Genomic DNA, 25558 nt, shown 5'->3' on the forward strand with positions numbered 1-25558 from the left:
TTAAAAAATTACAACAATGAACCTATTAATAGAACTTCCTCAAACAACTGCTTCTCAGATGAGTTATACTGTAACAGTAAATCTAAATGAAGCGTGCGAAAGGCATCATAAAACATTATTTTTTTGTTGGAATATTCGTGCTGGAATAGATAAAGGAGTCGATATTCAACGAATTGTTGATTATGTAAATTGGTATGGGGAAAAAGTATTATTCAAAAAATTTGAGATAGAAGAAAATTACTTGTTTTCGCTTTTAGATGAAGATCATTACTTGGTAAAAAGAGCATTGAAAGAACATAGACGTTTGAGACGCTTGTTTAAAATAGATGCAAAAAATCCGATGAAAAGTTTGATTTATATCGAAGAAGAATTGGATTTGCATATCAGATTTGAGGAGAAACAAATGTTTCCTGAATTTGAGAAAAATGCAACACAAAAAAAGTTAAAAGTAATTAAAGAACAATTTAATTCACTTTTAACTAACACAGATTGGAAAGATCAATTTTGGTTATAGATCTTTCGTAACCATAAATTTTTACTTATAATTTTTTAGATGATTTTTGAAAAAGAAAAGCTCGATTTTGCAGGTCGAGCTTTTTGCTTTTTTATGTGTTAAGGAAATTATTTCTTAATCTTCACTTCAAAGATTTTGTCCCAAAGCTTTCCAGTAACTAACATATTTCCGTTGTCTTTGAAAGCGATTCCGTTCAATTCTTGCGCTTGTGGATTTCCTTGTTTTCCTTTCAATTCAGCAAAATTAAACTCAGCTTTTACAGCGCCAGTTTGCGGATCTATTACCACGATATTACTGTTATCTGCGTGTCCAGATTTTAGGTAAACATTTGCATAAATTAAACCATCGTGGTATTCAATTTCATTCAAATAACTATATGGTTGTTGACTGTCAAAAGCTTGAACAGTTCTTAAATAATTAAAATTCTCGTCGAAAAAATGAATACGTTGAGAACCTTCTGTAATAGCCAATTCTTTACCAATTGTAGTAATTCCCCAGCCTTCGATAATTTGAGCTGGCATATCAAATTTTTCAACTTGATTAAAGTTCAAATCATATTTATAAATGACACGATCTTGCCATGTTAATTGATAAATAAAACCATTCAGTTCTGTAATTCCTTCTCCAAAAACATCGTCTTTAATTTGATATAATTTTGTAGGTTCAGTTGCCCCCAATTTATATTCAATCAAACGTGTTTTTCCTCCGCGAAGTCCAGTTCCTTCGAAAATATTTCCGTTTTTGAAATAAAAACCTTGCGTAAAATAATCTGGATTATGTGGATAAGTTCCTACAATTTCATAATTCCATTGCGCAGCCGGCTCATTTGCATAAACCACAAACGTAAAATCGCGCGAATTTGTTTCTTCTTCTCCTTTGAAGAATTTCAAATTAACCGTATGATTTCCTAATCCAATTGTTTTCCCGTCAATCGTAAAATCAGCAGGAACTTCTTGTCCATCCACTGAAACTACAACTTTCGTAATTCCATCTAAATTAGTTAAAGGAATATTGATTTTGTCGCCAATTTTGTATTTGTTTTGTTCAATTTTCGAAACAATTTCAGTGATTGCAGTATTGTTTTTTCCAGTCGAATCTTTACAAGAAAATAACACTGAAGAGAAAACTGTTGCACAAACTGATGCTGCGATTAAATATTTTTTCATTTGATGTGTTTTATGTTTTACGAATTAGGTTGCTAATTCTACTACAAATATATTTTATTTTGTTCGATTCGGATTATTTTTTACAAAGGCATCCCAACTCGAATAAGAATTTGACGTCCCAGTTGTTTTACCCGAATTTAGATAATGACAAACCGCAACGGCAAGACCATCTGTGGCATCCAAACGTTTCGGAATTTCTTTCAAACCAAGTAAATGTTGTAACATGCCCGCAACTTGTTCTTTTGATGCATTTCCGTTTCCAGTAATCGCCATCTTAATTTTTTTTGGCGCATATTCTACCACAGGCATATCGCGATGCAGGCAAGCGGCAATACAAACGCCTTGTGCACGTCCAAGTTTTAACATAGACTGAACATTAACGCCAAAAAACTGCGCTTCAATGGCTAATTCATCAGGATGATATTGATCGATAATGGCTAAAGTTTTTTCGAAAATCTTTTTCAATTTAGTTTGCTGGTTCGGAAGTTTGTGCAACAACAATTCGTCTAAAGTAATCAACTTTATTTTGTTATTTTTGACTTCAATCAAACCAAAACCCATCACCATTGTTCCAGGATCAATCCCTAAAATAATCTTTTCCATCGTTGCGAAGGTATTAAGATATTCTGAAAATTAAGCCGAATTTCGACTCGCATTAATATTTCCGAATAACGAACGCATCACAATTTGCTCATAGATTGATTTGAACTCACTTTCATGATGAATTTTGTTCAAAGCAAATTGTTGAATCGTTAATAATGGTAACACAATTTTTTCGCGCATTTGTACTGAAGATTTGTTCAATGGTTCGTCTTGCATCAATTCTGTGTAACCCGAAATTTCTAAACATAATGCTTTTGATAATTCAAATTCATCATGCAAAATATTCCAAAATTCACCATATTCAGGATCATCTCTCATATAAGAAGTTAATGGAAAATATGTTTTTTCCATCGACATCATACTATTTTGAATCAACGTTTTGAAGAAGCTCGAATTTTTGAATAAATCTTTTACATCTTCTAAATGACCTTGTTTTTTCAATTCATTTATAGCCGTTCCAACACCAAAATATCCTGGAACATTTTGTTTTAATTGACTCCAAGAACCCACAAATGGAATAGCACGCAAATCATCAAACTCTAATTTTTTGTCACCACCACGCTTACTCGGACGACTTCCGATATTCGTTTTCCCATAATAATTTAGCGTACTCATATTTTCCAAATAAGGTAAAAATGAAGGATGCGCTTTCAAATCTTCGTATTTCTGATAACTAATTGTGGCTAATTTATCAATCAAAATTCGCTCATCTGGCGAAATCTGACTTGTGCTTGTCGAGAAAACATCCGAAATAATTCCAGCCGTGTACAATTGTTCAAAATTATATTTTGCCTGCGGCATTGTTCCATAATTCGACGTAATTGTTTGCCCTTGAATTGTAATTTGAATTTCGTGATTCGCAATTGTTTTCCCTTGAGAAGCGTAAAATTCGTGCGTTTTTCCACCACCACGCGCAGGAGGTCCACCACGACCATCAAAGAAAATAACTTCGATTTGATTTTTATCCGAAACATTCGAAAGGATTTCTTTGGTGCGATAAATTTCCCAATTCGCTTTGATGTAACCGCCATCTTTTGTTCCGTCCGAAAAGCCTAACATAATCGATTGACGTTGTTTTCTACGTTCTAAATGTTGCGCATAAATAGGTAAATTATACAATTTATTCATCGTATTTTCAGCTCCATCTAAACCTCTAATCGTCTCGAAAAGTGGCATAATATCAAACTTGATTTCGTCATCTTTGTAACCACAAAATTTGAATAAAGCATAAACATTTAAGACATCGAAAATGGTTTCAGAATTTGAAATAATGTATCGGTTAACACCTAATTCACCGTTTCGTTGTTGAATCGTTTTTAATTGATAAACATTTTTGATCGTATCAATCACAATATCATCTTCAAAATCTTCTGGTTTAGCTGTAAAAGACGGATTTGTTAACAATTCGATTTGTTCTGGTTCGTTTAAATCTTTCAGATTAATTCCAGTATATTTTTCAACAATTTGGTTAATTACTTTTTGATGAACACGCGAATCTTGACGAATATCCAAAGAAGCAAAATGCAATCCGAAAATATCAACACGTGTGATAAAATCATCTAAAATATCTAAGAAAACACCATTGTGTTGTTCAATTAAAATTGTACGAATCGTTTGTAAGCGCGTTTTGATTTCATCAATTGTAATCGTTCCATTTTCATTGAACATATTTTCGTAAATCAAATTGCTCAACGTTTTTAAAGGCTCTGTAACATGTTTGAACGTTAATCGTCTTTGAACAATTTTTAGATGATTGTAATAATTTTTTAAGATACTTGTTCGCAATAAACTCGCAACTTTCCAAGTAATTTCTGCTGTAACGAAAGGATTTCCATCACGATCGCCTCCAGGCCAAAAACCTAATTGAATGACAGGAGATTTGAGTGGTTGACTTTCTGTAAAAAACAATTGATTGATTTCGTTATACAATCGTCCAATTGTCTGATAATACACATTTCGTAAATAATAAATAATCGAAACTGCTTCATCGTAAGGTGTCGGTTTTTCTTCGTTGATGAAAGGTGTTTTTCCTAATTGTTGCAACAATAAATCAATTTTACTTACCGAATCTTGTTGAATAGCATCGCGTAAATCCTGAATAATTTGTTGAACATTTGTCGGATAAAATTGCGTTGGATGTGCTGTAAAAACAACTCTTGTTACAAAATCTTCGATTCTGGTTTTTACTTGTTCCATTTTACCTTGCGCCTGTGCAATATGGTAAATGCTTTCCAAACTTCCTTTTTCATTTTCGGAATGTAATGACGGAAATGCAGCATCTTCGATACTATCAAACAAAACAACTTGTCGCTCGATGTATTGTATCATTCGAAACATCAAATCGATTTGCTCTTGTTCGGTTTTTAAATCAGTGTATTTCTCAAAAAAATTGTTGATGATTTCATTTGGCGATTTACCTTCAGGTAAACCTTTTTGACTTTCATCATACAAAAACGGGATCAATGATCCGATGTTTTGCATTTTTTCGTAGGGCAGACTCATAAAGAGACTGTTGTAAATTTGAAACTTATTTTCCACAATTTGGTGGAACTTAAGTTCAGATAAATTCGTACTTCGCATTAATAGGTATTTTTTCTCTTAAGAGTAAATTTACTTGTTTAGAGATAATTATCCTATTTATTTAAATTAAAAAAAGAGAATCAATATGATTCTCTTTTTTTATTATGATCGATTATTTAATTCAATTAATGGTTCAATAAATTCGCGTGTGTTTGCTAGCCTCGGAACTTTATTTTGTCCACCTAACTTACCGCGAGAAGCCATCCATTCGATGAATAATTTTTTGCGAGCTTTATGTACAATTGGGCGATTAAGCGTCATATTATTGTAACGTTTTGCTTCGTAATCTGAATTCACTTCTTGCAAACCTTTGTCTAAACAATCAATAAATTGCTCAAAATTTTCAGGTTCTTTATCAAATTCGATTACCCATTCATGCGCGCCTTTTTCTTTTCCTTGCATAAAAACTGGACCAGCACTATATTCAGAAACAATTGAATTTGTTTGCATACAAGCACGTTTCAAAGCTTCTTCAGCGTTTTCTATCATCAATTCTTCGCCAAATGCATTGATATAATGTTTTGTTCGTCCAGAAACAACAATTCTGTGTGGATTAGTTGAGGTAAAACGAACCGTATCACCAATAATATAGCGCCACAAACCTCCATTTGTTGTAATCACCATGGCGTAATTTTTACCAACTTCAACTTCTCCAATTGTTAAAAACCGTTGAGTTTCTGAACCAAATTCTTCCATTGGAATAAATTCGTAAAAGATTCCGTTGTCTAATAATAACAATAAATCTTTGCTGTGCAATTGATCCTGAATACCAAAAAAACCTTCGGAAGCATTATATAATTCGAAATAATTTAATTTTTTTTGAGTGATTAAATTATAGTTTTCTGCATAAGGTTTGAAGCTGATTCCACCATGAAAAAACACTTCGAGATTTGGCCATAATTCGTCCAAATAATTCTTTCCGGTTTCGGCTAATAATTTATTCAACACAACTAACATCCATGAAGGAACGCCAGTTAAAGAACCAACATCTTCATTTTTTGTTGCATTGATAATCGCATTCATCTTCACATTCCAATCAGACATCAAAGAAATCTCACGATTCGGAATATTTTTCATCTCAGCATAAAAAGGTAAATTATCAATCAAAATAGCTGATAAATCACCAAAACGCGTATCATATTTTTGATAAAGTTCACTACTTCCGCCAATTCTTAGGTTTTTGTGCATAAAAATATCCGTTTCGGGATAAGCATTTAAGTACAACGCAAACATTGTTTTTCCTGCTGCGTAATGGCAATCTTCTAAGGATTCATTACTAATCGGAATAAACTTACTTTTCGCATTTGTTGTTCCAGAAGATTTTGCAAACCACTTTATTTTTCCGTGCCAAGTGACATCTTTTTCACCTTTTCTCGCTAATTCAATATAAGGTTGAAAATCCTCGTAATGCACCGCAGGAACTTGTTCTTGAAATTTCTGTGTCGTTTTGATTTCGTCAAAATGAAATTCTTTTCCGTAAATAGTCGATTTGGCTTTTTTGATATTCTCAAATAACACACGTTCTTGCGTACCAACAGGATTTTTGATGCTTTCCTCGATGACATTCATTCGGCTACGCATCATAATTTCCATAATCTTATTGACTATTCCCATCCGCTAAAAGTTTTGTAGATTTACACAAAATTAATTAAACTTTTTTAGCAAGATGCAGTTTGAAGGACAAATTCGTAAAATGACAACTGAAAATGGAACGCCAATCAATTATTATTGGAATTTCAAAGATGATTTTATCGTTATGAATCAATTGTTAGGAAAAAAAATCAAGATTAACTTTGATCATTACGAATGTTTAAACTGTCACGAGGACAAAGAGATTTATCAGATGGGATATTGTAAAAATTGTTTTTTTACAGTTCCAGAAGCTAATCCAAGTATCATCAATCCAGAACTTTCAACAGCACATTTGGGAATTGCACAACGTGATTTAGAATTTGAAACGAAATTCGAATTGCAACCGCATATTGTGTATTTGGCAAATTCATCGGGAATAAAAGTTGGTGTAACACGTTTAACTCAAGTGCCGACACGTTGGATCGATCAAGGAGCATCAGAAGCTATTATTATTGCTCGAACTGATAATCGTTACGAAGCTGGAATGATAGAGGTTTCGTTGAAAAATGTTATTGCTGATAAAACGAATTGGCAAAGAATGTTGAAAAATGACGTGCCAGAAATTAATCTGTTCGAAAAGTATCACGAAATCAGAAATGAAGTGAATCCAGATTTTCAACAATTTTTGGTTGATGAGCCAGAAGTTTGGAAGTTAGAGTATCCAGTTTTATCTTATCCAGAAAAAGTAAAATCATTAAACTTGAAAAAAACTCCTGAAATAGAAGGTGTTTTGAAAGGAATAAAAGGTCAATACTTGATTTTTGAAGACAATACCGTTTTCAATGTTCGAGGTCATGAAGGTTTTTATGTGAATTTTGAAGTATAAACTTCTTTTTACAATAAAAGATATTCAAAAGTCGATTCTATAACAGAATCGACTTTTTTGTTTCTATCTATTTGATTTCAATAAAAATACTTGTTTTTCATCTTATTTATTTTTACATTAGTTATAATCAATTAACACAAAAAAATAGGAATTATGAAAGCAAGTGCATTACTTATGGTTGGAGGTATTTTGGCTTTAACAGCATGTAATAAAAAATCAGATTTGCCAGATTATAAGGTGAAAGAAGCAGTTTTAGATGTTTACAAATACAGAGCAGATAAGCCAGATTCACTTTTTTCGAAAGTAGAAGGTGTAAATGTGGATGATTTGAATGCGGTGGTTAAACAATATGGACCAGTTGATGTCTACAACTTTGAGAAAATGACTCCTCTTGAAGATGGTGACAAAACAGTTTACGAAGCTGTTTATAAAGTATCTTTTAAAGGAGCAGAAGGAACAGAAACTTTTAAAGTAAGAAAAATTGATAAGTTAGACGGAATTGTTGTTGGCTATGCAAGTGATGTAAAACCTATAGTTGCTCAGTCAGATTCTTTGGCCGTTAAAAAGGATTCGGTGAAATAAATATAAAAAAAGAATAAATACGTAATGATTTATTGAAAAAGTTTGTATATTCGTTATCAATAATGAAACAAAACGGATTAAATACAATCATTTCAATTACGACGACTTCTAGTGTTCACACTTAGAGGAGTCTTGTTATGTATTTAATTCTAAAAAAATAATGCAAAAGCATCTTCTCAAAAGGAAGATGCTTTTTTTATGATCAAAATTTAAATTATGAAAGTTTTAAAATTCGGAGGAACATCAGTCGGATCGGTAGAGAGTATCCGCGCGGTCGTAGAAATTGTTAAACAAGAAAAGCAACAAAATAACTCGATTATTTTGGTTGTGTCTGCTATTTCTGGTTTGACCAATTTATTAACCAAAATGTCCGAAGAAGCTTCATCAGGAAGTTTTGATGAAAATGATTTAAAACTTTTTCAAGAAAAACATTTCGAAATTGTAAAAGCTTTAATCGATGTGCCGAATCAAAATCCGATTTTAACAAAATTGAAATTGTTGATGAATGAGTTAGAAGCATTATTAGAAGGAGTAGAAATTTTGAAAGAATTAAGTCCTCAAACAAAAGATCTGATTTTGAGTTTTGGCGAAAGATGTAGCGCTTTATTAATCGCAAAAGTAATGCAAGAATATGTTGGAGATTCATTGGCGATTAATGCATCAGATTATATTGTGACAGATCATAATTTTGGTCAAGCGAATGTTATCGAGGAAAAATCATTTCAGAATATTCAACAATTAGCAAAAGATTATTCGGATAAATTATTAGTTGTAACAGGATTTATTGCAGCGAATGAAGAAGGGCGAGTAACAACTTTGGGAAGAGGAGGTTCTGATTACACTGCGGCTTTGATTGGTGCGGCTTTACATGCGGAACAAATTGAAATTTGGACAGATGTAAATGGAATGATGACGGCTGATCCTCGTTTTGTAAACAAAGCTTTTTCGTTAGAAAATTTATCATATACAGAAGCGATGGAATTGTCGTATTTCGGTGCGAAAGTGATTTATCCGCCAACAATGGCTCCAGCTTTTAAGCTTAGAATTCCAATTTTAATTAAAAATACATTTCAGCCAGATTTCGAAGGAACAAAAATTCAGTTTGATTCGCAACCAACAGAGTTTCCAATCAAGGGAATTTCGTCGATTAAAGATATTGCGTTAGTCAATATAAAAGGAAGTGGTTTAGTCGGGAAATTGGGCTTTAGTGGGAAACTTTTTTCACTTTTAGCACAACATCATATCAACATTGTGTTGATTACGCAATCTTCGTCAGAACACAGTATCACGCTTGCGATTCATCATAATGAAGTCGAAAAAGCGAAGCAATTAATTGAAGAAGAGTTTTGTTTAGAAATTGCAGCAAAATGGTTGGAGCCAATTGAAGTTGAAGAAAATCTCGGAATTATTGCAATTGTTGGAGAAAACATGAAGAAAACTGTTGGTGTTTCGGGAAAGTTATTTTATGCGTTAGGACGAAATGGAATCAATGTTAGAGCAATTGCGCAAGGTTCTTCGGAGTATAATATTTCGGTTGTGATTAACGAAAATGATTTATCGAAGGCTTTAAATGCCGTGCATGATGCGTTTTTTAATCATTTGAAAAAAACAATTCATGTTTTCAATGTTGGAGTGGGAAATATTGGTTCGACATTTTTAAATCAATTAGAAAAACAGAAAGATTTTTTAGCAAAAAATAATGATATCGAAATAAAATTGGTTGGATTATCAAATTCAAAAAAAATGATGTTTGATGAAAACGGAATCAATTTATCGAATTGGAAAAATGAATTAGAAAATTCTTCTTCATCAGCTGATTTGAATGAATTTATTCAAAAAATGAAACAGTATAATTTACCAAATTGTGTTTTTGTTGATAATACTGCGAGTTCTGATTTGCCAAATTATTACAACCAAATTTTCGAAAGCAGCATTTCGGTTGTAACATGTAATAAAATTGCGAATTCGTCTTCTTATCAAGACTATAAAAACTTGAAAGAAACGGCTCGAAAATATGGGATTGATTTTCTTTATGAAACGAATGTTGGAGCAGGTTTACCAATTATTAGTGTGTTGAAAGATCTACGAATGAGTGGAGATCAAATCCTAAAAATTGAAGCGATTTTATCAGGAACAATTTCGTATATCTTTAATCATTTTAAAGGTGAAAATACATTTGCCGAAGTTGTAAAAAAAGCACAAGAATTAGGTTATACAGAGCCAGATCCTCGAGATGATTTGAGCGGAATAGATTTTATGCGAAAAATGTTGATTCTTGCTCGTGACAATGGTTACGAAGTGGAAGCGGCAGATGTAAAAATTGATTCTATTTTGCCAAAATCTTGTCTAGAAGCTGCAACTGTAGAAGATTTTTATAGAGAATTAGTTAACGAAAATGATTATTTCGAAAAGATAAAACATCAAGCAGAAGCAGAACAGAAAATAATTCGTTACATCGGGATTTTAGAAGATGGAAAAATATCCATTTCGTTAGAATTGGTTGACAATCAACATCCGTTTTATGCCTTGTCTGGAAGCGATAACATTATTTCGTTTACAACAGCACGTTACAAGGAACGTCCTTTGGTTGTGAAAGGTCCTGGAGCTGGCGCGGAAGTTACGGCGGCTGGCGTTTTTGCAGATTTAGTTAACATAAGTTCAATACGATAAAAGATGAATCAAACAATCGAAAATAAATATAAGCTTGATCAAGCGAAGTTTTTAGAAAAAGTACACGTTTTTGCTCCTGCAACAGTTGCGAATATGATTTGTGGATATGATATTTTGGGCTTTGCGGTGGATTATCCAGGTGATGAGGTAATCATGAAAAAGACAGAAAAATTAGGAATCGAAATTCTGACAATTACAGGAGACGAAGAGAAATTACCTTTGGATGCAATGAAAAATACAGTTTCTCATTCGGCATGGAAATTATTTTGTGATTTAGGTTTACAAGATTCTTTTGGATTATCGATAGAATTACACAAGAAAATGCCGATTGGAAGCGGTTTAGGCTCAAGTGCGGCGAGTACAGTTGCTGGACTTTTTGCATTAAATGAATTATTAGGAAAACCACTTTCTAAAAATGATCTTTTACCTTATTGTATGGAAGGCGAACGATTGGCTTGTGGCGCTGCTCATGCGGATAATGTTGCGCCATCGTTGTTTGGTGGAATTACGTTGATTCCTTCTTACGAACCACTTTTGGTGCGTTCTTTGCCTGTTCCCGAAAATTTGTATGTCACACTGATTTATTCAAAAGTAGAAGTGCCAACAAAGGATGCGCGCAAATTAATTAAAGATAAAGTGCAATTGAGTAAAGCAATAAAACAATGGGGGAATATTGCAAGTTTGGTTGCGGCACTTTATGAGAATGATTATGAAGAAATTGGTCGTTCGATGCAAGATGATATTATTGAGCCAAATCGTTCTTTATTGATTCCATATTTTAATGAAATGAAAAGTATTTCGCTCGAAAATAAGGCATTAACGTTTGGGATTTCTGGTTCTGGCCCAACTGTTATGGCTTTATCTAAAAGTAAATTGGATGCAGAAATTATCGAACAAAAATTAAATGATTTTTTGATGATAAAAGAAATTGAACATTTATCATTTATCTCTAAAATTAATCAACAAGGACCTTACATAAAACACTAAAAATGGAATTATACAGTACAAATAATCATAATAATAGAGTTGATTTTAAACAAGCGGTTTTTCAATCTTTGCCAGAAGATAAAGGATTGTATATGCCTTTGTCATTGAAAAAATTAGATGAAAATTGGATGAATTCGATTGAGAATTATTCATTTCAAGAGGTTGCGAAAAAAGTAACAAATCATTTATTAAAAGATGATTTTTCTGAAGAAACGATTAATAATTTGATTGATGAGGTTATCAATTTTCCTGCGCCTTTGGTATTTTTAGAAGATGATTTAGCTGTTTTGGAATTGTTTCACGGACCTTCTTTTGCGTTCAAGGATTTTGGAGCGAGATTTATGAGTCGCGTGATGGCACATTATTCGAAAAAAGATAATCAATTGTTAGATGTTTTGGTCGCAACTTCTGGCGATACAGGAGGCGCTGTAGCACTCGGTTTTCTGGGAGTAGAAGGAACGCGAGTAACGATTTTATATCCAAAAGGAAAAGTGTCGCCGATACAAGAATTGCAATTAACGGCAAATGGAAAAAATATTCGTGCGATAGAAATTGACGGAACTTTTGATGATTGCCAAGCTTTGGTAAAGCAAGCTTTTTTAGATAAAGATTTAATGAAAAATCTAAATTTAACCTCAGCAAATTCGATTAATATTGCTCGCTTAATTCCACAATCTTTCTATTATTTCGAGGCTTTTGCTCAAGCAAAAAGAAAAGGTTTTGAGAAAGTTTCTTTTGTTGTTCCAAGTGGAAATTTCGGGAATATTACAGCTGGTATTTTGGCTTCAAAATTAGGATTGGAAGTAGAACAATTTGTTGCGGCTACAAATGCGAATGATACTGTTCCGTCGTTTTTAAAAACCGAAAATTATCAACCAAAACCTTCTGTACAAACGTTATCGAATGCAATGGATGTTGGAAATCCGAGCAATTGGGTTCGTGTGATGGAATTTTTTGAGCAAGATGTGGAGCAATTAAAATCAAAAATGGTTTCAAAAGCTTATTCTGATGTAGAAACAACAAATGCAATAATAGAAATTAATCAACAATATAATTATATTGCTTGTCCGCATACGTCGATTGCGTGGTTAGCGGCAAAGGAATATCAAGCGAAAAAACAAGATGAAAAAGAATTGGTGGTGTTTTTATCGACGGCACATCCATGTAAATTTCCTGAGGTTTTTCCGAAAGAAATACAAGATAAAATTGTCTATCCAAAAGAAGTCGAAGAATTGAAATTGAAACAATCAAATAAAGTTGAAATGAATAATAATTTTGATGAATTGAAAAATTGGTTGTTGAATAATTAATAAATTAAAAAGCAAAGTTTCTAACTTAATAGAAGCTTTGCTTTTTTTGAATAATATATTAATGATGGAAAAATTATCCAATCATTAACGAAAAAAGTGTGTTGTCTGTATTAAGATATTGATATTCGAAATGATGATTTTCTAATCTAAAAATTAAACCATCTAAATCTTCTTTTTTGTCTAATTCAATGCCAACTACTGCTGGACCTGTTTCTTTGTTGTTTTTTTGCGTGTATTGGAAATAGGTGATGTCATCATTTTCACCCAAAACTTCGTTCACTAATTCTTTTAAAGCGCCGGCACGTTGAGGAAAATTGATAATGAAATAGTGTTTCAAACCTTCATATTGCAAACTTCTTTCTTTTATTTCTTCCATTCGCGTAATGTCGTTGTTGCTTCCGCTAAGCACACAAACCACATTTTTTCCTTTGATTTCTTCCTTAAAAAAATCTAAAGCCGAAACACTCAAAGCGCCTGCTGGTTCTACAACAATTGCATCTTCATTGTACAAACGCAAAATGCTCGAACAAACTTTTCCTTCCGGAACTGCGCAAGTTGTTTCTAAACCTTCTGCACAGATTTTATAGGTTTTTTCGCCTGCTTTTTTTACAGCTGCACCGTCCACAAAAGGATCAATCTTCGCTAATGCAACAGATTTTTTTTGTTTGATAGCTTCTGCCATACTTGCTGCTCCACTCGGTTCTATACCAATAATTTTGGTGTTTGGACTAAGTGTTTTCATCACAGAAATAACGCCAGATGCTAAACCTCCACCACCAATTGGCACGAAAATATAATCGATTGGTTGATCGCATTGATTCAAAATTTCTAATGCAACCGTTCCTTGTCCTGCGATTACTTTTTCATCATCAAAAGGATGAATAAAAGTAATATTTCCTTCTTGTGATAATTGATGTGCAAAAGCCGATGCATCATCAAATGTATCGCCATGTAAAATGATTTCGATTTGATCTTTCCCAAACCATTTTACTTGTTTTATTTTTTGTTGAGGTGTCGTGGTTGGCATCACAATTTTACCTTTAATATTTAATTGTTGACACGAATACGCCACACCTTGTGCATGATTTCCTGCACTTGCGCAGATCACACCATTATTTTTTTCTTGTTCTGATAACTGAACGATTTTATTATAAGCACCACGTAATTTGTACGAACGGACGACTTGTAAATCTTCTCGTTTTAGATAGACATTCGCTTCAAATTGACGACTTAAATTTTCATTGAAATCGAAAGGAGTGTTTTTGGCAACTCCTTTCAAATTCATTTGTGCTAAGTTTACTTCGTCAAGCGAAATGCCTAAGGTCTCAGTTTTTTCATTTCTAAGCCCATTTGCCATAATTCACTGTTTGTTAGTTATTTTATCCATTTTGCATTTTGATAATTTTAGCAATAAAACCGTCAGTTCGAGTGGAATTCTATAAGAATTTTGTATCGAGAAAAAGGTTTTATATGTTAAAATTCTATTCTCGATACAATTTTTATTCAGTTTGTACTGAACTAAAAATCACTCGAATTGACGAATTTTAATTCAAAATGCATAAGATGTTTATTTTAATATTTGACTATGCCGTTTTTATCGTTTTCATAGCAGTCATTGCTTTACGAAGTTTTTTTCCTACAGTTTCGACAGGATGATTACGTAAAACATCATTTATATGTACTAATGTCGCATTGTCAACAGCATTGTCTTTTCCTTCGTTGTAATTTTTACCGACAACGTCTACGTTTACTTTTGTCATGAAATCTTTTAACAAAGGTTTACAAGCTTGATCGAAAAGATAACAACCATATTCTGCTGTATCAGAAATCACACGATTCATTTCGAATAATTTTTTACGAGCAATTGTATTTGCAATTAATGGTGTTTCGTGTAATGATTCGTAATAAGCAGATTCAGGTTTAATTCCAGCTTCCACCATAGTTTCGAAAGCTAATTCAACTCCAGCACGAACAAAAGCAACCATTAAGGTATAATTGTCAAAATATTCTTGTTCTGTAATATTTGCGTCGCCTGCGGGTGTTTCTTCAAAAGCAGTTTCACCAGTTTCAGCTCTCCATTTTAATAAATTTTTATCATCATTCGCCCAATCTTCCATCATTGTTTTACTAAACTCTCCAGAAATAATATCATCTTGATGTTTCTGGAATAAAGGACGCATAATATCTTTTAGTTCTTCTGATAATTCAAAAGCTTTCACTTTAGCAGGATTACTTAATCTATCCATCATACCGCTAACTCCACCATGTTTTAAGGCTTCAGTAATGACTTCCACACCATATTGAACCAATTTTGAAGCATAACCAGCATCAATTCCGTTTTCAACCATTTTATCGAAAGAAAGAATAGAAACTGTTTGTAAAAGACCGCATAAAATGGTTTGTTCTCCCATCAAATCAGACTTTACTTCTGCCACAAAAGATGATTTTAAAACACCTGCTCTATGACCACCAGTTCCTGCACAATATGCTTTAGCTTGGTCAAGTCCTTTTCCTTCGGGGTCATTTTCTGGATGAACAGCAATTAATGTAGGAACTCCAAATCCTCTTAAATATTCTGCACGAACTTCTGAACCAGGACATTTTGGAGCAACCATGATTACCGTAATATCTTTACGAATTTGTACACCTTCTTCTACGATATTGAATCCATGAGAATATAAAAGTGTGGCACCTTCTTTTATAAGAGGTTGAATAGTGTTAACTACTTGCGTGTGTTGTTTGTCTGGCGTTAAATTCGCTACAACATCAGCATTTGGGATTAATTCCTCGAAAGTACCAACTGTAAAATTATGACTTGTTGCATTTTTCCAAGAATCTCTTTGTTGTTCAATGGCTTCTTTACGTAACGCGTACGAAACGTCTAAACCGCTGTCGCGTAGATTTAATCCTTGGTTTAATCCTTGCGCACCGCAACCTACAATTACAATTTTTTTGCCTTTTAATGCGTCTGTACCTTTTGCGAATTCAGAGTTATTTAGAAATTCTGCTTGTCCAAGTTGATATAATTGATCTCTTAATGATAGAGAATTAAAGTAATTAGTCATTTTTGTGTTTTTTAATAAAATTTATTTGTTGAATTGTTCGTCTTTACATTGTGAAAACTGAGGTTCCTTCGTTTAGGAATTCATTTTCGATTACTTCTTTTGATGGTTCGTCTTTCTCGAATTGTAATAATTTTTCATGAAAACCAGCACTTGCTTTGATAATCGCTATTCTGGCTCCTCGAACAAATTCTATTAAGCCATATTTCGTCAATTCTTGTGTTAGATTATCAATTTCTTCACGATGACCAGCTGTTTCAAAAACCGTATAATCATTGCGAATCACAACTGTATTTGCACCGTATTGACGTAGCAAACGTTCTACATATGCCTTTTCAGCAATAATGTTGGTTGGTACTTTGTATAAAGCTTGTTCTTGCCAAATTAATTCATCATTATTATTGAAATAAGCTTTAAGAACATCGATTTGTTTCTCAATTTGCATGCAAAGTTTTCGAACTACTTCTTCAGATTCTTCAATCACAATTGTAAATCTGTGTACATTTTCTATTTCTGATGGAGAAGTGCTTAAACTTTCAATATTAATTTTTCGTCGAGTAAAAATTCCTGCAACTCTTCCTAAAATTCCTATGGAATTTTCTGTATATAACGTAATTGTATATTCTTGTTTTGAGTCCATAATAATTTATTTTAATCTAATTTCAGAAACACTTGTACCTTGTTCTACCATAGGAAATACATTATTTTCTTTTCCTACCATAACTTCTAAAAGATATGAACCATCATGTTCTAACATTTCTTTTAATGCATTTTTCAAGTCATTTCTCGCCTCTATTTTTTGACCTTCTATTTGATATGCTTTTGCAAGCGCAACAAAATCTGGACTTGTAATATCTACGAAAGAATAGCGTTTATCGTTGAATAATTCTTGCCATTGACGAACCATTCCAAGGAAGCTATTGTTTAGAATTAACATTTTTACTTTAGCTCCGAATTGCATAATCGTTCCCATTTCTTGTAACGTCATTTGGAAACCTCCATCTCCACAAACCATTACAATGTCTTTTTCAGGTGCTCCGTACCATGCTCCAATTGCAGCAGGTAAACCAAATCCCATCGTTCCTAATCCGCCAGATGTAACTAAAAGTTTAGAATCTTTGAATTTCGCATAACGGCAAGCCGCCATTTGATGTTGTCCAACGTCTGTCACAATAACTGCTTCTCCGTTTGTTAACTCATTTAATGTATTAATAACCTCAGCCATAGACATCACATCAGTTGTTGGATGGAATTCTTTCTCAATAACTTCTGTGCGTTCTTCTTTTTCGAGATCTCTAAATTCTTTTAACCATTCTGAGTGGTCATTAGGATCAATCAAATTTGTTAATAATGGAAGCGTTTTCTTGCAATCACCCCAAACAGGAACAGCAACTTTTACATTTTTACCAATTTCTGCTGGATCAATATCGAGATGAATCACTTTCGCTTGTTTTGCATATTTGTCTAAACGTCCGGTTACGCGGTCATCAAACCTCATCCCAATAGCAATTAATATATCGCAATCATTTGTTTTGACATTCGGAGAATAATTTCCATGCATTCCTAATAAACCAACATATTGTGGATGATCTGTATCTAAAGAACTTAACCCCATTAAAGTTGTTGCTACAGGAATTCCAGATTTTTCTAAGAAATCTTTTAACTCTTGTTCTGCTTTTCCAAGCAGTATTCCTTGACCAATAATCGCAAATGGTTTTTTAGCTTGATTAATAAGTTCAGCAGCAGCTTTTACATATTCAGTTCTTATTTCTGGTTCTGGTCTATAACTGCGAACATGAGTGCATTTCTCATATTTTTTCTTTTCAACAAGCTGTATTTGAGCATTTTTTGTAATGTCAATCAACACAGGTCCTGGTCTTCCAGAGCGTGCGATATGAAAAGCTTTTGCTAAAACATCATTGATTTCTTCCGCATCAGTAATTTGATAATTCCATTTCGTGATGGGATTAGTAATGTTGATAACATCAGTTTCTTGAAAAGCATCCGTTCCTAAAAGAGAAGCGAAAACTTGTCCTGTGATACATACGATAGGATTACTATCAATCATGGCATCAGCAATTCCGGTTACTAAATTCGTTGCGCCTGGCCCACTCGTAGCAAAAGCTACACCTACTTTTCCTGAAGTTCTTGCATAACCTTGCGCAGCATGAATACCACCTTGTTCATGACGAACTAAAATGTGTTCTAATTTATCTTTGTAGTCATACAAAGCATCGTATATAGGCATAATTGCACCACCAGGATAGCCAAAAACTGTTGAAACTCCTTCTGCTAATAAAGCATTAATAATTGCTTGTGAACCTGAAATTTGAGTTGGTTTATTGGTCAGTAAGACATCCTTCTGAAGCGTTTCCGACTTGCTTTGCGTATTTGTATAAGACTCCATTTTTTACTTTTAATGCGGGTTGTTTCCAGTTATTTTTTCGATTTTCTAATGTTTTTTCATCAACCAAAAGATTCAATTCATTCTTGTTGATGTCAATTTCGATGAGGTCATCATTTTCGACTAATGCGATTGGACCTCCTTCAAAAGCTTCTGGTGTGATGTGACCGACGACAAATCCGTGCGTTCCGCCACTAAATCGTCCATCAGTAATTAAAGCGACTTTATCTCCCAATCCAGCGCCGATGATGGCAGAGGTTGGTTTCAACATTTCTGGCATTCCAGGACCTCCTTTTGGACCTTCGTTTCGAATGACGATAACGCTTCCAGCTTTGATTTTTAAATCTTCAATTGCTTTTAAAACTTCAACTTCACTATTAAAAACTTGTGCTTTTCCTTTAAAATAAAAACCTTCTTTTCCAGATATTTTCGATACTGATCCGCCTGGAGCAAGGTTTCCGTAAAGCATTTGTAAGTGTCCAGTTTCTTTTACAGGATTTGATAATGGACGAATAATATATTGTTTCGTAAAATCTAAATCAGGAACTGACTCTAAATTTTCTGCTAATGTTTTTCCAGTAACTGTTAAACAACTTCCATCGATTAATCCTTCTTGTAACATATATTTTAAAACAGCAGGAACGCCACCAACTTTACTCAAATGTTCCATCAAGTATTTTCCACTTGGTTTCAAATCTGCTATAACAGGTGTTTTATCGTTGATTGCTTGTATATCGTCTAATGATAATTTGATATTCATAGTAGCGGCAATCGCTAATAAATGCAAAACAGCATTTGTACTCCCGCCTAAAACAACAATCGTTTTGATGGCATTTTCTAAAGAATTCTTCGTGATGATATCACTTGGTTTAATATCTTTTTCTAATAAAATTCTTAGATAATGCGCCGCAGTTGTGCATTCGTTTTTCTTTTCTTGACTAAGAGCAGGATAAGAAGATGAATAAGGTAAACTCATTCCCATTGCTTCAATCGCCGCTGCCATTGTGTTTGCTGTGTACATTCCGCCGCAAGCACCTGGACCAGGACATGCATTCTGAATGATTCCACAAAAATCTTTGTCATCAAGATTTCCGTTTAATTTTTTACCTAATGCTTCAAATGCAGAAACAATGTTTAATTCCTCTTCTTTGTAGTGTCCAGGAGCAATTGTTCCACCATAAATCATGATCGAAGGACGATTCAAACGTCCCATTGCCATAATCGATCCAGGCATGTTTTTATCACAACCTGGTATTGTGATTACGCCATCGTAAAAGTGTCCTGCACAAACAGTTTCGATAGAATCTGCGATGATTTCTCTACTTACCAAAGAGTAGCGCATTCCAGAAGTTCCGTTGGTAATTCCATCGCTAATTCCGATAGTATTGAACTTCAATCCGATTAGGTTTTCGGCTTTCATTCCGTCTTGTACCAACTGCGCAAATTGATTCAGATGCATATTGCAAGTATTTCCATCGTATCCCATACTTGCAATTCCGATTAGTGGTTTTTTTAGGTCTTCGTTCGTTAGGCCAATCCCATGTAACATCGCTTGTGACGCGGGTAAAGTGTCATCTTGCGTTACGGTTCGGCTGTGTTTGTTTAGTGCTTCGTTGTTGTTTTTCATCACTGTTTATTTGACATTTGTTTGTATTAAAAACATAAAAAAAGCCACCTTGAATAAAGGTGGCTCATAAAAAATCGTTCAAAAAATTCGTCATAAAACCACCTTTCCTAATCGTAAGACCAAGACTAAAATAATAATGATAATAATGACGAAATTGTTTTGCATAATATTGTTTAATTAATTTTTTTCCATAAAAAAAGCCACCTCGTTAAGAAGTGGCTTTAATTGTTATTTTGTATGTACACAACTAATTACCACTCCTAGGAATAAGAATGACTAAAATAATCAAGTTGATAATGTTGTGAACTAATTTCATTTTCTTTTTTTGATAAATCAAAGCTAGGATTAATTTTTTTAACTTAGCTCAACTTTTTTTATAAATTTTCCGAAAAATTTTCATTAATTGAAAATTCGCATTTTAACATTGCTTTTTTTGAAGATTGTTTAAAAATAAGTTTATAAAATTTTATATTTGCAAAACTTTGGAACAGAAAACTATTCACAACGTTTTTAGCTTATACGATTCTTCAGATTTCGTACAGAAGCTTATTGTCAATTTTAAAAATAATCCACAGCATAAAGTCAATATCAAAGGTTTTTTAGGTTCAGGATTGAGCATTTTAACAGGTCATTTATATGATCGTGTTGCGCGTCCTACGATTCTAATTTTTGATGATAAAGAAGAAGCGGCTTATGTGTTGAATGATTTGGAAACTTTGTTTGATAAAGAACAAATTTTATTTTTCCCGTCATCTTACAAGCGTCCTTACGAAATTGAGGAAGTAAATAATGCGAATGTTGTCATTAGAACGGAGGTTTTAAATGTGTTATCGCACTCTAAACGACCAAAAATTGTGGTGACGTACGCAGAAGCGTTGTCTGAAAAAGTGGTGACAAAAAAAGCGCTTTCTACAAATACGCTTAAAGTAAAGGTTGGAAATGATTTGGGAATTGATTTTTTAACGGAAGTTTTATCTTCTTATAATTTTCATCGCGTTGATTTTGTTTCCGAACCAGGAGAATTCTCGATTCGTGGTGGAATTATTGATGTTTTTTCATTTTCAAATGAACATCCTTATCGTATTTCATTGTTTGGTGATGAGGTGGAAACCATTAGAACGTTTGATATCGAGAATCAATTGTCTATTGCAACGACAAAAGAAATTACGATTATTCCGAATCTCGAAAGTAAATCGATTAATGAAAAGCGAGAGAGTTTTTTAGAATATATTTCAAAAGATAGTTTAATCATCGCCAAAAATATTTCTGTTTTAGCAAAACAAATTACTAAGAATTTTGAACAAGCTGAGTCTGCTTTTTCTGAATTAAAAGGAGAAATTAAACAAGCGGAACCGAATCAATTATTTTTGAATGAAAATGGTTTTCTTCAACAAATTTCATCTTTTGGTGTAATTGAGTGTTCGATGAAGTCTTATTTTGAAACTGTTGAAGAAATAGAATCACCATTCAAACCTCAACCAAGTTTTAACAAGCAATTCGAATTATTAATTGATGATTTGAATGAACACAAAACAGAAGGTTTCAAAAATGCACTGATTTGTTCAAGTGAAACACAAATCAAACGTTTCGAAGAAATCTTTGAAGATATTGGAAAAGAGGTTTCATATATTCCAGTTTTGGGTTCTATTTATCAAGGTTTCATTGATGAAGAAATCAAATTAACATGTTATACCGATCATCAGATTTTTGGACGTTATCATAAATTCAATCTTCGAAATTCATTTTCCAAAAAAGAAGCGATTACGCTAAAGGAAATCAATTCGTTGCAAGTTGGTGATTTTGTGACGCATATCGATTATGGAATCGGAAAATTTGCCGGTTTGGTACGGTTGAATAATAATGGCGTAACGCAAGAATCAATCAAATTGATTTATCAAAATAATGATATTTTGTACGTTAATATTCATTCGTTGCATAAAATTGCGAAGTTTAGAGGAAAAGATGGCGCTGAGCCAAAAATCTCGAAACTTGGTTCGCCAGCTTGGAAAAATTTAAAGAATAAAACCAAAGCGAAAGTAAAAGAAATTGCCTTCGATTTGATTAAATTATATGCGAAACGTCGTGCCAGAAAAGGTTTTGCGTATTCGCCTGATACGTATTTGCAAAATGAGTTGGAAGCTTCTTTTATTTATGAAGATACGCCCGATCAGTACAAAGCGACGCAAGATGTGAAAGCTGATATGGAATCTGAACGCCCGATGGATCGCCTGGTTTGTGGTGATGTAGGTTTCGGGAAAACGGAAATCGCGATTCGTGCGGCGATGAAAGCTGCAGTAGATGGAAAGCAAGTTGCTGTTTTGGTTCCAACAACGATTTTGGCTTTTCAACATTTCAAAACATTTTCAGAGCGTTTACGAGATTTGCCTGTGAAAGTTGCTTATCTCAATCGATTTGTAACAGGAGCAAAGAAAAAGGCCGTTTTAGATGGTTTAAAATCTGGTCAAGTTGATATTGTGATTGGGACGCATCAATTGGTTAATCCAAAAATTGAGTACAAAGATTTAGGCTTATTAATTGTGGATGAAGAGCATAAATTTGGTGTTGGTGTAAAAGATAAATTGAAAACGCTTCGCGAAAATATTGATACATTAACGTTGACTGCAACGCCAATTCCGCGTACACTTCAATTCTCGTTGATGGCTGCGCGAGATTTATCGGTCATCAAAACTCCTCCACCAAATAGACAACCTGTCGATACGCAATTGGTTGGTTTCAATGAAGAGATTTTCCGTGATGCGATTATGTACGAAATGCAGCGTGGCGGACAAGTTTATATCATTCACAATCGTGTGCAATCGTTGAAAGATATTGCAGGAATGGTGCAACGATTAGTTCCTGATGCGCGTGTGGCGATTGGTCATGGACAGATGGATGGAAAAGAATTAGAGGCTGTATTGCTCGATTTTATTGATGGTCGATATGATGTTTTTGTATCAACAACGATTATCGAATCTGGTTTGGATGTTCCGAATGCGAATACGATTTTAATTAATGATGCGCAGAATTTCGGTTTGGCAGATTTGCATCAAATGCGTGGGCGTGTTGGTCGTAGTAACCGCAAAGCGTTCTGTTATTTGGTTGCGCCGCCACTTTCGGTTTTAACGGACGAAGCGCGTAAACGTTTGCAAGCAATTGAGCAGTTTTCTGATTTAGGTTCTGGATTTAATATTGCCATGAAAGATTTAGAAATTCGTGGAGCGGGAAATCTTTTAGGTGCTGAACAAACAGGATTTATGATGGATATTGGTTTCGAAACGTATCAAAAAATCTTGAATGAAGCAATTGAAGAATTGAAAGAAACAGATTTCAAAGATTTGTTCGAAGATCAAAAATCGGGAGAAGTAAAATCCTATGTTTCGGATGTACAAATTGATTCAGATTTACAGATTATGTTCCCAGATGAATACATTGAAAGTTCGGAAGAACGTTTGTTATTATACAAAGAATTAGCTGATATCGAAACTGAAACAGATTTACAAACGTTTAAAAATAATTTGATTGACCGTTTCGGAAAATTACCAATTGAAGCCGAAAATTTATTGGAATCAATTCAATTGAAATGGATCAGTAAAAAATTAGGTTTCGAACGCTTGGTGATGAAAAATGGAGTTTTATTGGCTTATTTTATTAATAAACCACAAAGCGAATTTTATCAGTCAGACGAATTTAGATTAATTTTAAATTACGTTCAAAATAACCCTAAAAACATCAGTTTTAAGGAAAAATCACCCAAAAAAGGAGAAGAGTATCCAACATTGTTAGTACGATTTGAACATATCAAAACTGTGCATGAAGCACTGCAAAATCTACAAAATTTATTAATTCATTAACTTTTTTAAGTTTTAATTAGTAATCTAATAAAATACATAGGGAGAATTGACCAAGTTGTTAGTCCTCCTTTTTTTATTCAATCATCAAACTTCCGATATAGATAAATGATATATAATTTATCATATAAAGAACTATAACTAGCTGAAAACTAATTTACATAAATAATATGATATTTTATTATTATTTTTATCGATAAAATATTAGTTGGAAAAATAGTAAAGTAGTTATGGAAACAGCATCAAGTTATATTCCTATTCTCATTCTTTTTGTGGTTGCTTTTGCGTTTGTAACGGGTACTATCGTTGCGACACATTTGCTTGGACCGTCCAGAAAAACAGACGAAAAATTAGAGAATTTCGAGTCTGGGATTGAGAAAGTAGGAAATGCAAGACAGCCATTTGCAATTAAATACTTCCTAGTAGCCATTTTATTCGTGTTATTCGACGTAGAGGTGATCTTCTTTTACCCGTATGCAGCGAATTTTAAAGAATTAGGTTGGGAAGGTTTTGCAGCAGTTGTAACATTCGTTGGATTATTCTTTGTGATGTACTTGTATGTACGCAAAAAAGGAGCTCTTAATTGGGAAAAATAGAGCGATTAAAATTCTAAAATAATAGTATAATGATTCATAATAAAAGACCAGTAACACACAATACCAATGTGAAGATTGTAGAGTCTCCAGGTGGTTTTGAAGGTGAAGGTTTTATGGCGATGCAACTATCAAAAGTAGTTGGATTAGCGCGTAAAAACTCTATTTGGCCTTTACCATTTGCGACAAGTTGTTGCGGAATCGAGTTTATGGCGACAATGGGTTCGACATATGATTTGGCACGTTTTGGATCTGAACGTTTGGCTTTTACGCCTCGTCAGTGCGATTTGTTGATGGTAATGGGTACAATTTCTAAAAAAATGGCGCCTGTTCTGAAGCAAGTTTACATACAAATGGCAGAACCTCGTTGGGTAATTGCTGTTGGTGCTTGTGCAAGTTCGGGAGGAATTTTTGATACATATTCGGTTTTACAAGGAATTGATGAAGTAATTCCAGTAGATGTTTATGTGCCAGGTTGTCCGCCTCGTCCAGAAGCAATTATCGATGGTGTAATGCGTATTCAGGAGTTGGTAGAGAGCGAAAGTGTTCGTCGTAGAAGTAGCGAAGAATATCAACAACTTTTAGCAAGTTATGGAATTAAATAAGTTGAAATAATGGACAATTCATTTATAAAAGACCGTTTGGTTCAGAAGTTTCAAGAAAATATATACGGATACGAAGAGCATTTCGGTGTATTGACTTTATACGCTAATAAAGATTTCAATCTAAAGATTTTACAATATTTATATGATGATGAGCAATTATCTTTCAAATTTTTGAAGGATTTAACAGCTATTCATTATCCTAATAATGTTGGAGAAGAATTGGTTGTAACCTATTTAGTTTATAATCTATACGAAGGAGTTGAGGTTCGATTAAAATTTGCTTTACCGATCGATAAACCTTCGATTTTTACAGCAACTAAATTATTCGAAACGGCTAACTGGTTAGAGCGTGAAGCGTATGATTTCTATGGAGTTGATTTTGTAGGACATCCAAATTTGATTCGTGTCATGAATGTTCCAGAAATGGATTATCATCCATTACGCAAAGAGTTCCCATTAGAGGATCAAACGCGTAAAGACAAAGATGACGATATGTTTGGTCGTGGTGGTGATTTCAATTATGGAGGTTTTAATGTAAAAGCAAATTAA

General features: G+C 33.6%; 19 protein-coding genes. 10 read left to right on the top strand and 9 right to left on the bottom strand.

The window, feature by feature from the left end:
- Positions 1 to 16 precede the first annotated feature (16 nt).
- Positions 17 to 514, top strand: coding sequence for a hemerythrin domain-containing protein (locus tag HXZ74_RS07030; RefSeq protein WP_221854727.1), 498 nt, complete (start codon positions 17 to 19; stop codon positions 512 to 514).
- Between the two features lie 107 nt (positions 515 to 621).
- Here the strand turns inward: HXZ74_RS07030 and HXZ74_RS07035 are convergent, their stop codons facing one another.
- The 4 genes from HXZ74_RS07035 to HXZ74_RS07050 form a co-directional block, all read right to left on the bottom strand.
- A complete protein-coding gene (locus tag HXZ74_RS07035) occupies positions 622 to 1680 on the bottom strand; it encodes a glutaminyl-peptide cyclotransferase (RefSeq protein ID WP_280049867.1) in 1059 nt (352 codons plus the stop codon).
- Positions 1681 to 1734: 54 nt separating this feature from the next.
- Positions 1735 to 2283, bottom strand: coding sequence for a crossover junction endodeoxyribonuclease RuvC (ruvC, locus tag HXZ74_RS07040; protein WP_125348885.1), 549 nt, complete (start codon positions 2281 to 2283; stop codon positions 1735 to 1737).
- 30 nt (positions 2284 to 2313) lie between these two features.
- Positions 2314 to 4785, bottom strand: coding sequence for a phosphoenolpyruvate carboxylase (locus tag HXZ74_RS07045; protein WP_286474587.1), 2472 nt, complete (start codon positions 4783 to 4785; stop codon positions 2314 to 2316).
- A gap of 180 nt (positions 4786 to 4965) precedes the next feature.
- A complete protein-coding gene (locus HXZ74_RS07050; RefSeq protein ID WP_286474590.1) occupies positions 4966 to 6477 on the bottom strand; it encodes a GH3 auxin-responsive promoter family protein in 1512 nt (503 codons plus the stop codon).
- Between the two features lie 52 nt (positions 6478 to 6529).
- Between HXZ74_RS07050 and HXZ74_RS07055 the strand changes: the two genes are divergently transcribed.
- The 5 genes from HXZ74_RS07055 to thrC all read left to right on the top strand — a co-directional run bounded on the left by HXZ74_RS07055 (position 6530) and on the right by thrC (position 12870).
- Positions 6530 to 7321 carry a DUF2797 domain-containing protein gene (locus HXZ74_RS07055; RefSeq protein ID WP_286474593.1) on the top strand — a complete coding sequence of 264 codons (792 nt, stop codon included), beginning with the start codon at positions 6530 to 6532 and terminating at the stop codon, positions 7319 to 7321.
- A gap of 153 nt (positions 7322 to 7474) precedes the next feature.
- Positions 7475 to 7903: a hypothetical protein gene (locus HXZ74_RS07060; protein ID WP_125348889.1), complete on the top strand. Its 429-nt coding sequence runs from the start codon at positions 7475 to 7477 to the stop codon at positions 7901 to 7903.
- A 216-nt stretch (positions 7904 to 8119) separates the two neighbouring features.
- Positions 8120 to 10573, top strand: a complete 2454-nt coding sequence (gene thrA / locus HXZ74_RS07065; RefSeq protein WP_286474597.1) for a bifunctional aspartate kinase/homoserine dehydrogenase I — start codon at positions 8120 to 8122, stop codon at positions 10571 to 10573.
- Positions 10574 to 10576: 3 nt separating this feature from the next.
- Entirely contained in the window at positions 10577 to 11560 is a 984-nt protein-coding gene (locus HXZ74_RS07070) for a homoserine kinase (RefSeq protein WP_286474600.1), read from the top strand.
- Positions 11561 to 11562: 2 nt separating this feature from the next.
- Positions 11563 to 12870: a threonine synthase gene (gene thrC / locus HXZ74_RS07075; protein ID WP_286474603.1), complete on the top strand. Its 1308-nt coding sequence runs from the start codon at positions 11563 to 11565 to the stop codon at positions 12868 to 12870.
- A 73-nt stretch (positions 12871 to 12943) separates the two neighbouring features.
- On the opposite strand, the gene ilvA is transcribed toward thrC, so the two are convergent.
- From ilvA to ilvD, 5 genes are all read right to left on the bottom strand, one after another.
- Entirely contained in the window at positions 12944 to 14227 is a 1284-nt protein-coding gene (gene ilvA / locus HXZ74_RS07080) for a threonine ammonia-lyase IlvA (RefSeq protein WP_280061891.1), read from the bottom strand.
- 226 nt (positions 14228 to 14453) lie between these two features.
- On the bottom strand, positions 14454 to 15935 hold the full coding sequence (ilvC, locus tag HXZ74_RS07085; protein ID WP_286474606.1) for a ketol-acid reductoisomerase: 1482 nt from the start codon (positions 15933 to 15935) through the stop codon (positions 14454 to 14456).
- 43 nt (positions 15936 to 15978) lie between these two features.
- Positions 15979 to 16572, bottom strand: coding sequence for an acetolactate synthase small subunit (gene ilvN / locus HXZ74_RS07090; RefSeq protein WP_180905464.1), 594 nt, complete (start codon positions 16570 to 16572; stop codon positions 15979 to 15981).
- Positions 16573 to 16578: 6 nt separating this feature from the next.
- Positions 16579 to 18339, bottom strand: coding sequence for a biosynthetic-type acetolactate synthase large subunit (ilvB, locus tag HXZ74_RS07095; protein WP_286474607.1), 1761 nt, complete (start codon positions 18337 to 18339; stop codon positions 16579 to 16581).
- Positions 18272 to 19963: a dihydroxy-acid dehydratase gene (gene ilvD, locus HXZ74_RS07100; RefSeq protein ID WP_280061888.1), complete on the bottom strand. Its 1692-nt coding sequence runs from the start codon at positions 19961 to 19963 to the stop codon at positions 18272 to 18274. The genes ilvB and ilvD overlap by 68 nt, the downstream gene beginning before the upstream one ends.
- Positions 19964 to 20445: 482 nt before the next feature.
- Between ilvD and mfd the strand changes: the two genes are divergently transcribed.
- The 4 genes from mfd (at position 20446) to HXZ74_RS07120 (ending at position 25558) form a co-directional block, all read left to right on the top strand.
- Positions 20446 to 23814 carry a transcription-repair coupling factor gene (mfd, locus tag HXZ74_RS07105; RefSeq protein WP_286474610.1) on the top strand — a complete coding sequence of 1123 codons (3369 nt, stop codon included), beginning with the start codon at positions 20446 to 20448 and terminating at the stop codon, positions 23812 to 23814.
- Between the two features lie 227 nt (positions 23815 to 24041).
- Positions 24042 to 24407, top strand: coding sequence for an NADH-quinone oxidoreductase subunit A (locus HXZ74_RS07110; protein WP_286474614.1), 366 nt, complete (start codon positions 24042 to 24044; stop codon positions 24405 to 24407).
- 29 nt (positions 24408 to 24436) lie between these two features.
- Complete coding sequence (locus HXZ74_RS07115) at positions 24437 to 25009, top strand: NADH-quinone oxidoreductase subunit B (RefSeq protein ID WP_038333376.1); 573 nt, start codon at positions 24437 to 24439, stop codon at positions 25007 to 25009.
- Between the two features lie 9 nt (positions 25010 to 25018).
- Positions 25019 to 25558 (top strand): NADH-quinone oxidoreductase subunit C, encoded by a 540-nt coding sequence (locus HXZ74_RS07120; protein WP_286474616.1) that lies wholly within the window; start codon positions 25019 to 25021, stop codon positions 25556 to 25558.

Source organism: Empedobacter sp. R750 (assembly GCF_030324345.1).
GTDB lineage: Bacteria > Bacteroidota > Bacteroidia > Flavobacteriales > Weeksellaceae > Empedobacter > Empedobacter falsenii_C.